Annotated in this window: 15 protein-coding genes, 1 tRNA gene and 1 pseudogene; 11 read left to right on the forward strand and 6 right to left on the reverse strand. The window is 67.6% G+C overall.

Translation table 11 applies throughout. The features are described from left to right. Positions 1 to 19 precede the first annotated feature (19 nt). The 7 genes and pseudogenes from glp to AAEP80_RS07030 all read left to right on the forward strand — a co-directional run bounded on the left by glp (position 20) and on the right by AAEP80_RS07030 (position 5225). Positions 20 to 1237, forward strand: coding sequence for a gephyrin-like molybdotransferase Glp (gene glp / locus AAEP80_RS07000; RefSeq protein ID WP_420366494.1), 1218 nt, complete (start codon positions 20 to 22; stop codon positions 1235 to 1237). Next, positions 1234 to 1722 carry a cyclic pyranopterin monophosphate synthase MoaC gene (moaC, locus tag AAEP80_RS07005; RefSeq protein WP_413602781.1) on the forward strand — a complete coding sequence of 163 codons (489 nt, stop codon included), beginning with the start codon at positions 1234 to 1236 and terminating at the stop codon, positions 1720 to 1722. The genes glp and moaC overlap by 4 nt, the downstream gene beginning before the upstream one ends. After that, positions 1719 to 2246 carry a MogA/MoaB family molybdenum cofactor biosynthesis protein gene (locus AAEP80_RS07010; protein ID WP_420366495.1) on the forward strand — a complete coding sequence of 176 codons (528 nt, stop codon included), beginning with the start codon at positions 1719 to 1721 and terminating at the stop codon, positions 2244 to 2246. The genes moaC and AAEP80_RS07010 overlap by 4 nt, the downstream gene beginning before the upstream one ends. Next, positions 2243 to 2686, forward strand: coding sequence for a molybdenum cofactor biosynthesis protein MoaE (locus AAEP80_RS07015; RefSeq protein ID WP_420366496.1), 444 nt, complete (start codon positions 2243 to 2245; stop codon positions 2684 to 2686). The genes AAEP80_RS07010 and AAEP80_RS07015 overlap by 4 nt, the downstream gene beginning before the upstream one ends. Positions 2687 to 2720: 34 nt before the next feature. Beyond that, the gene (locus tag AAEP80_RS07020; protein WP_420366497.1) at positions 2721 to 3119 is read left to right on the forward strand and encodes a PLDc N-terminal domain-containing protein; all 399 of its coding nucleotides are present in this window, start codon (positions 2721 to 2723) and stop codon (positions 3117 to 3119) included. Positions 3120 to 3353: 234 nt separating this feature from the next. After that, positions 3354 to 3822: pseudogene (locus AAEP80_RS07025) on the forward strand (ATP-binding cassette domain-containing protein); the annotation flags it as partial. Between the two features lie 23 nt (positions 3823 to 3845). Then, a complete protein-coding gene (locus AAEP80_RS07030; RefSeq protein WP_420366853.1) occupies positions 3846 to 5225 on the forward strand; it encodes an ABC-F family ATP-binding cassette domain-containing protein in 1380 nt (459 codons plus the stop codon). Between the two features lie 54 nt (positions 5226 to 5279). On the opposite strand, the gene AAEP80_RS07035 is transcribed toward AAEP80_RS07030, so the two are convergent. Next, complete coding sequence (locus AAEP80_RS07035) at positions 5280 to 5717, reverse strand: VOC family protein (RefSeq protein ID WP_420366498.1); 438 nt, start codon at positions 5715 to 5717, stop codon at positions 5280 to 5282. Between the two features lie 86 nt (positions 5718 to 5803). Between AAEP80_RS07035 and AAEP80_RS07040 the strand changes: the two genes are divergently transcribed. Continuing rightward, the gene (locus AAEP80_RS07040; RefSeq protein ID WP_420366499.1) at positions 5804 to 6394 is read left to right on the forward strand and encodes a GNAT family N-acetyltransferase; all 591 of its coding nucleotides are present in this window, start codon (positions 5804 to 5806) and stop codon (positions 6392 to 6394) included. Here the strand turns inward: AAEP80_RS07040 and AAEP80_RS07045 are convergent. Further along, on the reverse strand, positions 6391 to 6885 hold the full coding sequence (locus AAEP80_RS07045; protein WP_420366500.1) for a MarR family winged helix-turn-helix transcriptional regulator: 495 nt from the start codon (positions 6883 to 6885) through the stop codon (positions 6391 to 6393). The genes AAEP80_RS07040 and AAEP80_RS07045 overlap by 4 nt on opposite strands. A gap of 77 nt (positions 6886 to 6962) precedes the next feature. Here AAEP80_RS07045 and AAEP80_RS07050 point away from each other — a divergent pair. Continuing rightward, positions 6963 to 7034 (forward strand) — tRNA-Gln (locus tag AAEP80_RS07050). 457 nt (positions 7035 to 7491) lie between these two features. Beyond that, positions 7492 to 9075: a hypothetical protein gene (locus AAEP80_RS07055; protein WP_420366501.1), complete on the forward strand. Its 1584-nt coding sequence runs from the start codon at positions 7492 to 7494 to the stop codon at positions 9073 to 9075. A gap of 402 nt (positions 9076 to 9477) precedes the next feature. Here AAEP80_RS07055 and AAEP80_RS07060 read toward each other — a convergent pair whose 3' ends face one another. Continuing rightward, positions 9478 to 10929 carry a hypothetical protein gene (locus AAEP80_RS07060; RefSeq protein WP_420366502.1) on the reverse strand — a complete coding sequence of 484 codons (1452 nt, stop codon included), beginning with the start codon at positions 10927 to 10929 and terminating at the stop codon, positions 9478 to 9480. Next, positions 10926 to 11687, reverse strand: a complete 762-nt coding sequence (locus AAEP80_RS07065) for a hypothetical protein (protein WP_420366503.1) — start codon at positions 11685 to 11687, stop codon at positions 10926 to 10928. The genes AAEP80_RS07060 and AAEP80_RS07065 overlap by 4 nt, the downstream gene beginning before the upstream one ends. Before the next feature lie 213 nt (positions 11688 to 11900). Between AAEP80_RS07065 and AAEP80_RS07070 the strand changes: the two genes are divergently transcribed. Then, the gene (locus AAEP80_RS07070; RefSeq protein ID WP_420366504.1) at positions 11901 to 12074 is read left to right on the forward strand and encodes a hypothetical protein; all 174 of its coding nucleotides are present in this window, start codon (positions 11901 to 11903) and stop codon (positions 12072 to 12074) included. A gap of 212 nt (positions 12075 to 12286) precedes the next feature. Here the strand turns inward: AAEP80_RS07070 and AAEP80_RS07075 are convergent, their stop codons facing one another. Both AAEP80_RS07075 and AAEP80_RS07080 read right to left on the reverse strand, forming a co-directional pair. Then, positions 12287 to 13645: a 6-phospho-beta-glucosidase gene (locus tag AAEP80_RS07075; protein WP_420366505.1), complete on the reverse strand. Its 1359-nt coding sequence runs from the start codon at positions 13643 to 13645 to the stop codon at positions 12287 to 12289. Then, positions 13642 to 14421, reverse strand: a complete 780-nt coding sequence (locus AAEP80_RS07080) for a DeoR/GlpR family DNA-binding transcription regulator (RefSeq protein WP_281267003.1) — start codon at positions 14419 to 14421, stop codon at positions 13642 to 13644. The genes AAEP80_RS07075 and AAEP80_RS07080 overlap by 4 nt, the downstream gene beginning before the upstream one ends. Positions 14422 to 14596 lie beyond the last annotated feature (175 nt).

The following is a 14596-nucleotide window of genomic DNA, read 5'->3' on the forward strand; positions in this document are numbered from 1 at the left end:
AACTCATTCGGAGGCCCCCGTGCGAACGATCGGTCAGCACCGCGACGACGTGGAAGCGTTGATCGCGCCGGTCCTGTCGCTCGGACAGGAGGCACGACTCGTCGACGACCTCGCCGCCGACACCGGCGCAGGGCACGGGTACCGCGTGCTCGGTCGTGCCGTCGTCGCACCTGGTCCGCTGCCGGCGTTCGACAACAGCCAGATGGACGGGTTCGCGGTGCGGTCCGGAGACGCCGGGACGACGCTGCGCGTCGTGTCGCCGATCGCCGCCGGGGTCGTCCCGGTGCCGTTGCTCGCCGGGGAAGCCGCCCCGATCATGACCGGGGCGCGGATCCCGGACGGCGCCGACGCGGTGTTCCCGGTCGAAGCCACGCCGCCCGGGTCCTTCCCCGCGGCACTGGCGCTCACGGAGGTCGAGGTCCCCGCCGACCTCACCGCCGGCACCTTCGTCCGGACCGTCGGCTCCGACCTCGCCGCGGGTGCGGTCGTCGTCGACGGCGGAGCGCCGCTCACGCCGGCGGTGCTCGGGGCGCTCGCCGCTGCCGGTGTCGACCGGGTCGAACTCGTCAGACGCCCCAGGGTGCTCGTCGTGTCCACGGGATCCGAACTCGGTGGCGACGGCGGGGCCGCGATCAACGACGCGAACGGCATCGCGCTGCGGGCCGCGCTCGCCGAGGTCGGGGCCGAGTCACGCGTGGTGCGCGTCCCCGACGACGAAGCCCGGTTCCTCGCCGCGCTCGACGACGCCGTGGGGGACTGGGCCGACCTCGTCCTGACGACGGGCGGGATCAGCGCCGGTGCGTACGAGGTCGTCCGGCAGGCGCTCGAGCCCCGTGGCCTCGCCGTGACCCCGGTCGCGATGCAGCCCGGTGGTCCGCAGGCCTTCGGCACCGTCACGATCGCCGGGCGTCCGGTTCCGGTCGTCTCCTTCCCGGGGAACCCGGTGTCGGCGCTCGTCTCGTTCGAGGTCTTCCTGCGCCCCGTCCTCGCCCGTGCCGCACGGATGCCCGACACCCGCCCGACACAGGTGCTCCCCGCGGCGTCGTCAGCAGTCTCGCCGGACGGCAAGCACCAGGTCCGCCGCGGCACCGTGGTCGACGGGGCCGTGCACTTCGTCGGCGGCCCGAGCTCGCACCTCCTCGCCCACTACGCCGACGCCACCCACCTGGTCCACGTGCCCGTCGGCACGGCAGCCGTCGAACCCGGCGACCCCCTCACCGTCTGGAGCATCCGATGACCGACCCGTCCGACTCGTCCGACCTCTCCCACGTCCGGGCAGACGGCAGCGCGCACATGGTCGACGTCTCCGCGAAGGACGTCACCGACCGCTCGGCCACCGCGACCGCGACCCTCGTCACCCGGCCCGACGTCGTGACCAGGATCCTCGACGGGTCGCTGCCCAAGGGCGAGGTCATCGGCACCGCCCGGATTGCGGCGATCATGGCCGTGAAGAAGACCTCCGACCTGATCCCGCTCTGCCACCCGCTGCCCATCGCCGGCGTCCAGGTCGACATCACCGGGGCGGACGATCGCGTGGTCGTCGAGGTGTCGGTGCGCACCACCTCGCGGACGGGCGTCGAGATGGAAGCGCTGACCGGGGCGAGCGTCGGCGCGCTGACCGTGTACGACATGGTGAAGGCCGTCGACCGGGCGGCGACCATCACGGACGTCCGGGTGCTCGAGAAGCACGGCGGACGATCAGGGGACTGGAGCGCACGATGACCGCAGCGCCGCATCGACCGGAACCGACGAGGGGCCGCGCGGTCGTGGTCGTCGTGTCGACACAGGCCGCCGCCGATCCCGCCCTCGACCGCACGGGTCCCGTCATCGCCGGGTGGCTGCGTGAGCGCGAGTTCACCGTCCCGGAGCCGGTCATCGTCGCGGACGGCGGCCCCGTCGCCGAGACCGTGACCAGTGAGCTCATCGCCGATGCGCGCGTCGTCATCACCACCGGCGGCACCGGGGTCACCCCGACCGACCGCACCCCGGAAGCCGTGGCACCGCTCCTCGACCTCGAGCTCCCGGGCGTCATCGAGGAGATCCGCCGCCGGGGACTGGCGGGGGCCGGGCCGACGGCGCTCCTCAGCCGCGGGGTCGCCGGCATCGCCTCCGGGGGAGCATTCGTCGTCACACTGCCCGGGTCGCGCGGCGGTGTCGCTGACGGGCTCGCCGTGCTCGACGGGCTGCTCGACCACGTCCTGGCACAGGTGCACGGCGAGGGACACGCGCCGCGGAGCGCCTCGTGACCGGCGGCACGGATCGTGTGGTGCTCGCGGACGTCGTCGACCGGACCATCGGCGTGGACGAGGTCGCTGCGGTCGTCGCCACCGACCAGGACGGCGCCGTGGTGACCTTCGCGGGCGTCGTGCGCGACCACGACGACGGCAAGGGCGTCACCGCGCTGCACTACGAACGGCACCCGAGCGCCGGCGACGTCATCGCCGAGGTCGCGGCCACGATCGCCGCCGAGCACCCCGAGGTCCGGATCGCCGTCCTGCACCGGGTCGGGTCCCTCGGCGTCGGGGACGTCGCGCTCGCCGCGGCCGTGTCCTCCGCACATCGCGGGCATGCGTTCGCCGCGTGCGGGGCGCTCATCGACCTCGTCAAGGAACGGGTGCCGATCTGGAAGCACCAGCGCTTCACGGACGGCTCCGACGAGTGGGTGGCGTCCCTGACGCGGGCGTAGCGCTGGCTCCAAGGCGTTCCATAGAATCCGAGGCATGAGCGTGCTGTTGCCCGGGCTGACGATCGTCCTGCTGGTGTTCGCCCTGATCGACATCCTGACGAAGACCGACGACCAGATCCGCGGGCTGCCGAAGATCGCGTGGGTGATCCTCGTCGTGCTGGTCCCCGTCGTCGGCAGCATCGTGTGGTTCGCGATCGGGCACGACTGGGCGCCGGGCGCCCGGAACCACGGCCGGTACATCGAGCCCACCCGCCACGAGGACCAGTACGCCTCCCTCGGGCATGCCCGGGCAGCGCACGGCGACCGGCGGGTGACCACCACCGAGCAGGAACTCGCGGACCTCGATCGCGAGATCGAGTACTGGGAGGCGAAGGCGCGCCTGAAGCGTGCCAAGGAGGCCGCCGGCGAGGGCGAGCCGACCCCGGGGAGCTGACCCGAGCCTCCCGTCCGGTGCCCGCGCGCCCGCGCCACCACTCGCGGACTGACCCCGAACGACAAAGTCGCTGTCGTACGACAACGATCCTGTCGCTCCCACGCGCGTGCAACAGTTGCGGGCGCGCGGTTGCGACGATGTCGATGTCGTACGACAGCGATCCTGTCGTTCCGAGTCGGCACCCGCACCCGTCGCTCGGCGCCCGCACCCACCCGCGCCACCTACCCTTGACGCGTGGCACATCTCCTCGGCGCCGAGAACCTGCATCTCGAGTTCCCCACCCGCACCGTCTTCGACAGCGTCACCATCGGCATCGACGAGGGTGACCGCATCGGCGTCGTCGGCCGGAACGGCGACGGCAAGTCGACGCTCCTCAGCCTGCTCGCGAAGCGCCTCGAACCCGACACCGGCCGCGTGACGCACCGCGGCGGCGTGACGGTCGGCGTGCTCGACCAGCGCGACGCCCTGCCGGAGGGCCAGACCGTCGGCGCCGTCGTCGTCGGCGACCGCGAGGAGCACGAGTGGGCCGGCGACCCGAAGATCCGCGACGTCATCGGCGGACTCGTCTCCGACATCCCGTGGGACATCCCCGTCGACGACCTCAGCGGTGGACAGCGGCGCCGTGTCGCCCTCGCGCGCCTGCTCGTCGGCGACTGGGACGTGCTGTTCCTCGACGAGCCCACGAACCACCTCGACGTCGAGGGCATCCAGTGGCTCGCCGAGCACATCAACCGGCGCTGGTCGCCGAGCCAGGGCGGACTCGTCGTCGTGACGCACGACCGGTGGTTCCTCGACGCCGTGTCGACCGACACGTGGGAGGTCCACGACGGCATCGTCGAACCCTTCGAGGGCGGCTACGCGGCCTACATCCTGCAGCGCGTCGAGCGCGACCGGCAGGCCGCCGCGAGCGAGCAGCGCCGCCAGAACCTGGCGCGCAAGGAGCTCGCGTGGCTCCGCCGCGGCGCCCCCGCCCGGACGAGCAAGCCGAAGTTCCGCATCGACGCGGCGAACGCCCTCATCGACGACGTCCCGCCGATCCGCGACACCGTCGCCCTGTCGCAGATGGCCACCGCGCGCCTCGGCAAGGACGTCGTCGACCTGGTCGATGCCGGCGTGACCTTCCCCGGCGCGCCGGAGCCCACGATCCGGAGCATCGAGTGGCGCATCGCACCGGGGGAGCGGACGGGCATCCTCGGACCGAACGGCGCCGGCAAGTCGACGCTCCTCGGCCTGGTCTCGGGGCGCATCCAACCCACCAGCGGGCGGGTGAAGACGGGCAAGACCGTGCAGGTCGCGGTCCTCGACCAGCAGCTCGCGGACCTGCAGCAGTACGCGGACGACCGCGTCCGCGAGGTCGTCGCCCGCAAGAAGACCAGCTACGTCGCCGACGGCAAGGAGATGACGCCGTCACAGCTCCTGGAGCGCCTGGGCTTCACGTCGGAGCAGCTCTCCACACCCGTCCGCGACCTCAGCGGTGGGCAGAAGCGTCGCCTGCAGCTCATGCTCATCCTGCTCGACGAGCCGAACGTGCTCATCCTCGACGAGCCCACCAACGACCTCGACACCGACATGCTCGCCGCGATGGAGGACCTCCTCGACACCTGGCCGGGCACGCTGCTGGTCGTGAGTCACGACCGGTACCTCCTCGAGCGGGTCACCGACCAGCAGTACGCCGTGCTCGGCGGGCACCTCCGCCACCTGCCGGGCGGCGTCGACGAGTACATGCGGCTTCGCGCATCCGGCACCGGCGGGTCCACGGCTTCAGCGGCTGCCGCCGCGACGGCCGGGAGGCCCGACACGGCCGGGGCGGGCTCGTCGCCTGCTCCCGGGGCCGGGTCCAGTGCGTCGGGTGCGTCGGGTTCTTCGGGTTCGTCCGGCTTGTCCGGCGCTGATCGTCGCGCCGCGGAGAAGGAGATGTCGGCCCTCGACCGGCGCATCGCCCGCGCGGGGGCCGACCGCCAGACGGTGCTCGACCTGTTCGCCGCGCACGACCAGTCCGACTACGCCGGGCTGGGGGAGCTGCAGACGAAGCTCGCGACGCTCGAGGCCGAGATCGAGCAGCTCGAGGAGCGCTGGCTCGAGGTCGCCGAGCAGCTCGGGGTGTAGCGCTCCGGGTCCGCGCCCCGGTACTCGGGCGTGGCGCTCCGGGTTCGCGCCCCGTCACCCGGGCGTGGCGTCGGACGGCGCGCCCATGCCCGGGTTCGCGACGACCTCCCACAGGTGCCCGTCCGGGTCCTGGAAGAAGCCGGAGTACATGCCCCACGGGCGTGTGTACGGCGGCTCGAGCATCGTCGCGCCGGCCGCCCGTGCCCGCTCGAGGAACGCGTCCGCGTCGGCGCGAGACTCCACGAAGTGCCCGATCGTGGCGCTCGGGTCGGTCCCGAGTTCCACGCTCGAGTCCTTCCGCATGTCGTCCCGGCCGTAGACGGACACGATCAGCCCGTCGTCGAGCGTGAACATCGCCGTCGCACCACCCGCGACGGTGTCGGTCGGGGCGTACTCGGTGCCGATGATGCCGCTGCCCTCGGAGCCGAAGAGCGCGGTGTAGAACGCGGCCGATCGCTCGAGGTCGGCGACGGCGAGGGTGATGGCGTGCATGCGCCGCAGCGTAGTCGCGGCGCCGATTGGTCGTGACGCCGGCGCTCGCCGGTCCGGACGATCGTTCGCTCTGGCAGAGTCGAGGCATGACGTGGAACGGGGCCGATGCGCGACGGTACGGAGCGACGCTGCTCGAGGGGGACCGGGTCCGGCTCCGCGCGCTCGAGGACGACGACCTGCCCGACCTGGTGCGCTGGTGGCAGGACCCGGCGTGGGCCGTGCTGCAGCAGGTCATCGTGCGGCCCAGGCCCGCCGAACCGATCGCCGAGCAGTTCCGCAGTTGGAGCGGCAACGGCAGCGGCGGATCCGTCGGCTTCAGCGTCGTCGACCGCTCGTCCGGGATCCTCGTCGGCCACGTGACGCTCTTCGGCGCGACCCTCCCTGTCCGTGCCGCCACCCTCGCCGTGATGATCGGGAGCGAGCACGTCGACCAGGGCTACGGGACTGAGGCGGTCCGGCTGATCACGACCCACGGGTTCCGCGAGATGGGCCTCAACCGCATCGAGATCCGCGTCCACGCGTTCAACGAACGCGCCAGAGCCGTGTACGCACGGTCGGGGTACCAGCAGGAGGGCGTGCGACGCGACGCCACCTTCCACGACGGTCGCTTCCACGACGAGATCGTCATGGCCGCGCTCGCCCGCGAGTGGCCCGAGCCGCCGGTGCGTCCGGTCTAGTCCCCGAGCCCGAGGATCAATCGCCGCAGCAGTCCCGCGAGCTGGTCCTGCTCGTCGTCGGACACCCCGGCGAGGATGTCCCGCTCCGCGCCGAGCAGGTCCGCGATCGCCGAGTCCACCGCGCTCCGACCGGCGTCGGTCAGCGACACCAGGATGCCGCGGCCGTCCTTCGGGTCGGTCCGTCGTGCCACGAGCCCGCGTGCCGTCAGACGGTCCACCCGGTTCGTCATCGTGCCGCTCGACACCAGGGTCTGCTGCAGGAGCGTCTTCGGGCTCAGCTCGTAGGGTGCACCCGCACGCCGCAGTGCCGACAGCACGTCGAACTCCCACGGCTCCATGCCGCTCGCGTCGAACGCCGCCCGGCGTGCACGATCCAGGTGCCTGGCGAGCCGGTCCACCCGCGAGAGCACCTGCAACGGGGCGAAGTCGAGGTCGTCGCGCTGTCGTCCCCACGCCGCGACGATCCGGTCGACCTCGTCCTCATGCGGCATCCCTCCATCTTGGCCGAACGCCGCGCGCACGGCCACCGTTCCGGTCATGGGAGGATGGACGGGCCCTCCGTGGGCGTTCCGCCTTGGTGTAATGGCAGCACGACGGCCTTTGGTGCCGTTAGGTCCGGGTTCGAATCCTGGAGGCGGAGCTCAGCTCCCCCATGCAGCTACCCGCTGATCCGTGAGATCCGGGTTCGAGTCCATATTGAGCGATATCGGCCAGGTCGGGCATGCAGATGGACCGCGAGCCCGACAGGGTTGAGTTGTGTTGTCCGCTGAAGGGCACTGCTTGTCGTCACTGAGGGCTTCGTAGGGCGAAGGCGCGCTCATGCGCCCCCATTGAAGCGCTGCAGGCATCATCTCTCAGACCGCAAGGCTCGATCGACTGAAGAGCTCCGCCCGCCAGTGGGCCGCGCCGAGCGGCGAAGCACCTTTGAGGCCCAGCGTCCTCCGACGGGCGAGCTGGTGTCTTCGCAGCGGCTGGGCCCTGATCTACGCGCGAGCGCGAGGGGTCTCCCACCTGGTTCCGCAACACCGCCCCCCGCAGGTGATCCCGCTAGCGGAGTGCGGGCGGGGCGTCGCGCAAAGATGTGCAATCATCACTTCATGGCAGCGACGCACCCAGGCATTCGTTTCCCCGATCGTGCCGAGGCTTTGGCGAGCTTCGAAGGCTACCGGGTGTTCCTCGACCCGTGGGAGCCGATCGCCAACGAACTGCAATCGCAGTGGACGGGTGTCGCACTTCGGGAAGAATCCCGAATCCTCGGAATCTTTGGACCGCAGGGCGCGGGCAAAACTCTCTTGACGAAAAAGCTTCTTGCGGACTTCGAAGTCACGAAATCATCGCAAGCGGGTCTTGTTGTGGACCAAAACAACTTCTGGCACCGGGTCTCTGGTGGCAAATCTTTAGACCCCGAGCTAATTGCCAGCGGGACCGAGAAGACCGAGTTCAAGGAAGTCGAAAACAATCGAGACTGGGTTTCGGACGCGGAGGCGTTCGCTCAGAGTAGGGATCGCGTTCGTGCACGCGTACTACTCGCGGACAACGCGGAACGCGCGTACTTCCGGCAAGGCTTGGTCGACATGACCGACATCGAGTTCATGAAGAATTCGCGAGACCCAGAACTGACTCGATTGGCCGCGGAACGTCTTGTGGACAAGCTTCGCACCACTTTGCGTGGAACGCTTTTGATCGTGCTGAGCAACGACGACGAATTCCTTCTTCAGTTGCAGGACGCGGTCGAGCATCAGCACGAGGACCTCATGGCACTTTCTACTCTTGGTCTTCCTGACTCGGCAACGAAGGAAACCATCATTAGAGTGAACACCAACAGGCTAAATCCGGCTTCCTACTGGTCGGCTATCGACCAGGCCAGCGAGACTGATCGCCTCGCCCTCAAGCAGGCGCTAGGCGGAGACGCGACCTTCCCAAACTCCTTCCGTGCTGTGGATACAGCGTCGAAGAACAGAATCGGGCGGCCGGCTCGAAGGAACGTTATCACCCTCGTTGCCCTTTCTCCGTCCTCTACCGCAGGATATGATCCTGCTGAAATCGGCACGTTGAAACGGACTGATGTTGCCCATAAGTGGATGAGTCTTACGACCTACCACGAAGATTGGGCGCCGGATTCGCTCGGAACACGTGAGAAAGGGCTGCTCGAGTCCGAGTGGGCTCTACGTGTGTGCGCGCTTGGCGACGCATTCGTCGCGAGCCTGCTCGCGGCTGGTGGTGGCGATATTCCGCAGAAGGCCCAGGTTCAAAGTCTGCTCTCTGAATTGAAGACCTTCCGTGGGCCAGGGACGAAGGAGCCCACTCGCGTCGCCGATACCGCGCGTTATGCATCGATGATTGACCTATGGAACCCCTCCGCCTACGATACTTCTGCATTCTGGTCCTCCGGACAGGCTAGGTCGACGCTCTATGAACCTGCCCTAAAGCAGGTCCTGCCCGGTTATAACACGACAACCTCAGGTTTCCTGACGTATAGACCGGACTTCGTTGTCAACGACTTCAGCCCTGCCTCGGTTCTCAATTCGATCAGTGACGATCCCAAGGCCATCCGGCAGGCCATACGCAGAGATGCTCACGTATTCGAGTTCACGGCCATCGAGTCGACGACTAGCGAGAAGATAAAGTCCTACCTCGCGTCCAAGCTGCCGGTTTACGTCGAGATCACACAAGAGCAGTGAGGACTGCCCCGCGTCGAAAGGTGCCTCCGTTAGGCAACGGGTGAGTGACCTGTTTCTCGCAACCACGTCGCGGCTCCTCTTTGCTCTCGAGGGCCCGGCAGTGCCAACGGCCGGACGTGAACTGCTTGCGGCTGTGATGTCAGGATGCCGCGTCGACGCCAAGAAGTCCCGTGCAGCCGACAACGCTGGCGTGCCGTGAATCCGAGGAGAAGAGGAGCTCGTGGCGAAGGTGCAGTCGTTCTGAGGGAACGAATCCACAGAACGAGGATGTGCACTCCGCTACTAACGTGATCAATGGCGCCGTGACGAGGAGGGACACGACTCAGCGTTCAAGATTCGCAGTTGGTCTGCATGCTGAGCTCTCGCCGATGTCGGTCGAAGCGAGCGCTTTGTGGGGCGACATCATTTTCGACGGAACCAACGTCGAGGCGGCCTGCTTGGCTCGGGCGCGTGCTCGATGTCTACCGATTTCGACTCCTCATGCGCCTCTACCGGACCCGGTTCGATTCTAAACAACATTGACTTTATTGCTGCCGCGTCGTCGTCGAGCCATGCTTTCAGGAGGCTTAGCGCGGTCACGACGGGCTCTGTCTGTGCGGCTAAAAACTCCGGACGTGTATATGGCTCAGGGCTGCGTTCTGCGGGGGCGGTGCGCAACTGGGCGCTCATGATGAGTACGCCGCCCTCCACCGGGATACTTTCATCCAGCGAAGGCCACTCGCGCAGGTGCCGTAGTAGGTCTTGGTAGGCCCGTTCTGAAGCGCGACCAGTTGCCGACTTCACCTCGATCAACCGAGAGCGCGCGCCTAGAGTGCATAGCAAATCGGCATTCTTAGTCCCGCCAAGTGTTCGGTCCAGATCCACAACTTCGAGTCCGGCGGTTTCGAGGACAGCCTGTACAGCGCGGACAAGCTGCTGTCCTGTTCCGTACAGCAATCCCTCGCGGATGTCACCTGCGGCGCTACGGGCGGCGGCAACTTCTCGCTCAACCGAGGCCCGGCGCGAAGCGTATTCAGAGTCGAGTTGAGTGAGGGCGGCCGTTGCGGCTCTCTCCCGTAGTGTTTGGAGGTTTTCGTCGACCGCGAGGGGGCTCCTGGCTCGACGCAAGGCCCCGGGCACAAACTCGGGCAGCGCTTCTTCCGCAAGCCACTGAAGGATTGTCGCCCACGGTGCCGACCGGGGTATCACATATCTTCGTTCGCTCACATCAGGGCGAACCCAGGCTGCGACTACGGGTTCGCCCAAGTCTGTTTCAAGTATGGGTATAAGTGTGCCTTCGGGGGAATGGTACTCAATTCCGTCGAAGTGATGTTCCTCCATGCCGTGCAGTGACAAGCTGTGCCAAGAGTGCGACGCTCTCTGGTTGAGGAGAAGGAGGGCTAGTTGTCCATCGGCGTGTCCGAGATTGTCCGAGGCTTTGATCTTGGCACCTTTGCCAATCGGCTTTCCGACGATCGTGGTGTTACTCTCGTCGATCGAGACGGGCTCTGTCAAAGGTCCGAAGATGTTGAATACTTGAGATGCGTTGCCCGATGAAGTGCCGATCGGGCTTATCACTAAAGCCACCTCTCCTCTCTGCTTCGCGCCCTGCCGGAATCGCGAAAACTCGTCCGCGCCCTCCGAGGCGAAGATGCTTGGCTGGAGCGCCGCCACGCAGGCTGCCGAATCGAATGATATCCATCGAGGCTCGAAGCCGAGTTCGCTCCACGGAAGATTTGGATCGGCGATTGCTGGCCGTCGCTGGTCCATCAGATACGGCGAAGCGTCCTCGTGCTGCTGCTGGGCTTCGATCTTGTCCCATTCCTCGGGCGGCCTGGATCCAACCTGCACCGGCAGGGGGACTGCGTGTGTCATGCGGTTTCCTGCAACGGGTTCTGGGCGAAGTGGTAGGTGAGCTTTCTCATCTTCTGAAGGTACATCGGCGCGATCGTCAGGTGTATACGCGCGGTGTCTTCGTCAATGATGCGACCCGTAGGGTGCCCCACCTCGTTACGGGTCAACCTGATCAGGTCAGCAACGGCGTCGAGCGTCAATGGGTCCGCGAGTCCGTCCGGAAGGGTTTGCCGGACGGGTTCGATGCGCTTGCGAAACTCAGTCCAAAGGCCAAAGTAGTTACTACGAGGTCGCGCGAGTTCTTTCGCCATGCTGGTTGACCCAGGGATGTTAGAGCCGGCGTACGAATTGGCCATGACGAGGAAGGCGCGTTCGGCGGCAACTCCCAGCATCACGGAGGCGGCGAGGTAGGTTCGAGCCTCAAAGGACCGAAGAGCCTCTACTAGGTAGAGCTTGACCAGTCGGTCCAAGTCCGGAATCTCACGCTGTATTCGGGCCAAGTACCCGTCGACGTCCTGGGGCTCCCATGACCCGCCCTCGACAGCGCGTAGTCCCCGGCTGGAGAGTCTCCAATGCCAGTTGTCGGTGCTCGAGCCTTGACCTGACGGATCGAGGTAGGCCAAGCCGTCGCCCACTAGGCCCCACAACACTTCCAGTACCTCCGACTCGGAGCAGCCCACCTCCCGGCGAAGCCTGCTGACGAAGTACGGCCGACCAAAGCGGGTCTCGCCGCCGGCATTCAAGCGGCTGAGCACGGCCCGGCGCAGTTCAGTCTCCATGGTTCTATTCGAGCATGCGACACCGACACTGAGGCTTTTGATTCGACGCTCGTTGAGCGCACACGGTCGAGTCCGAGTCCGAGTCCGAGTCCGAGTCCGAGTCCGAGTCGGAGTCGGAGCCGTGGCCGTGGTCGAGGTCGGATTAGGGGAGCTTCGGAGGAGCGCTGCAGTGCTACCGAGGGCAGCAGACGCCTACGTCGTGGATTGGGGACGGTGCCAGACAAGCTGTACTGGGTTCTGAGTCTGCTGAAGGCTGCAGGCGAGCGGGCGATCCAGAGGTCGCGGTGCAAGCCTGTCACCGCGGTCGCCAAGCTCGCCGACGATGCGAGAGAGCAGGACGGGCTGAACCTACGTTCGCGTATCGCCGCTGTGAGGAGCTTTCGCTGATCGGTTGATCGGCTCCCATGCGCAGACGGCGTGGAACAGATTCCCGAAACCCGTGGAACGCCCATCGTTGCTGGGCTCCGCGATCCGCGCTGCCACTGGCCTCCGCGAATAGACCGAACACCTCGCTGCGCGCCCCACCACCGGACTGGAGGCTCGGTGCCAGCTGGCACCGAGCCTCCAGTCCGGAAGGGACGCGCGTCCGGAACGCGCGGTTACTTCGTGAGCACCGCCGCGACCTCCGGGATGCGGTCCACGTAGCCGCGGACCAGGTCGCGCGCCACGGAGACGCTGTCGACGAGCGGGTGCAGTGCGAACGCCTTGAGCGCCTCGTCCTTCGACCCGGTGAGCGCCGCCTGGATGGTGTGCCGTTCGACGGCCTTCACCTGCGACATCAGCCCGATCTGGTGCAGGTCGGGCTGGTCGGTCGTCATCGGGTGCACGCCGTTGGCATCCACCATCGTCGGGACCTCGACGACGGCGTCGCGCGGCAGCCCGGCGATGGTGCCGTTGTTCCGGACGTTGAGGATCATCGTCTGGCGCTCGTTCCGGCTGATCGCAGCCATCACACCGAGGGCGACGCCCGCGTAGCCCTGGTGCGACGGGTCGGTCTCCCGTTCCTTCGGGTCGAGCGGCTCGTCCTGCGTGCCGCCCTTCGCCTCGGCCATGTAGGAGGCGCTCCGTCGCTCGACCGTCTCCCGCCAGAGCTCGGCGACGCCGCCCCCCGCGGCGCTCGCCCGGTCGTAGAACGCGGACTGGCTCTCGGCGAGGAAGTCCCCACGGGTCTTGCCGGAGCCGACGATGGAGCGCACGGCGTCCCGGTTGAAGTAGTAGTAGAAGAGGTACTCGTTCGGGATCGCGCCGAGGGAGCGGATCCAGTCGAGGCCGAAGACGTGCCCCTCCTCCATGGCACCGAGTCGGTCGTCGTCCGCCATGAGCTCGGGCAGGACGTCGCGGCCGTCGTACATGACGCGGCGCATCCAGCCGAGGTGGTTCAGGCCGACGTAGTCCATCTTCACGCGGGTGTGGTCGAGGCCGAGCATGCCGGCGACGCGACGGCCGAGCCCGGACGGGGTGTCGCAGATGCCGAGGACGCGGTCGCCGAGGACGCTCTGCATCGCCTCGGTGATGATGCCCGCCGGGTTCGTGAAGTTCATCACGTAGGCGTTCGGGGCGAGGTCGCGGATGACCTTCGCCGCCTCGACCATCACGGGCACGGTGCGGATCGCGTATGCCAGCCCGCCGGGACCGGTGGTCTCCTGCCCGAGGACGTTCAGGTCGAGCGCGACGTGCTCGTCGCAGCGACGTCCCTCGAGCCCGCCGACGCGGAGCGCGGCGAAGACGTAGTCGCTGCCCTCGACGGCGCGGTGCAGGTCCGTCGTCGGCTTGAGGACGGGCGCGTCGGGGAACTCGGCGGCGAGCTCGGTCAGGATCGCGACCATCGCGTGCAGCCGGACCTCGTCGACGTCGTACAGCGCGACCTCGTCGACGCGCGGTGAGCCGGTGTCGCGGAGCAGCGCCTGGTACACGTACGGCGTGCGGAACCCGCCGCCTCCGAGGATGCAGAGCTTCATGTGATGATGACCTCTCCGCCGGCGTTCCGGCTGTGTGCGAGTGTTTCGTCGGGGGCGCCGGTCGTCGTGATCAGCGTGTCGACGTCGGTGAGGGAACAGAGGCGGAGCGCCCCCGTCCCGGGGAACTTGGTCTCGGATGCGAGCAGGACGACGCGCTCGGCGGCGGCGATCATCGACTGCTTGATCGGGGCCTCGACGGCCATGTTGTCGACGACGTGGCCGTTCGCGCGGACACCGGTGCACGACAGGAAGACGACGTCGGCGCTGACGTGCTCGAGCGCGGCCTCCGCCAGCGACCCGACGAGCGTGCGGTAGTTCCGGCGGACCACACCTCCGAGGAGCACCAGACGCACGGCCTCGTCGTCGCGGAGGACGTCGAACACCGCCAGGTTCGTCGTGATGACGGTGATGTCGCGCCCGCGGAGGAGCTCGGCGATCTGCGGCGTGGTCGTGCCGATGTCGAGGATGACCACCTGGCCGTCGGTGACCATCGCGGCGGCGGCGGCGGCCATGCGGCGCTTGAGGTCGATGTCGCCGGCCTCCTCGAACGGGGTCTCGACGGGTTCGCCGTCATCGCCGTCCTGCGCGGTCTGCCGCGGTGCGAGGACGGCACCGCCCCAGGTGCGGACGAGTTCGCCGTTGCGGTCGAGCATCTCGAGGTCGCGGCGGATCGTCGCCGGACTCACGGACAGGGCGTCGGCCAGTTCCTGGACCGAGGCTGCCCCGTCGAGCCGGAGCGCCTTGATGATGCGGTTCTGCCGCTCTCGCAGGATCATGCCGTCACCCTATCCGAAATCGCGCACGATCACGCAAGATCAATCATGCAAACGTCGATTCAGATCAGACTTAACAAATCTGGAGCAATCAGGTAACGTCCTCGCAACACGAACCACGCAGGCTTGAGCACCACCAGCGGATCGGAATCCCGAATCGCGCAGACCTGCGCAGGGA

Origin of the sequence: Curtobacterium sp. L3-7 (assembly GCF_048756585.1) — a bacterium.
Lineage (GTDB): Bacteria > Actinomycetota > Actinomycetes > Actinomycetales > Microbacteriaceae > Curtobacterium.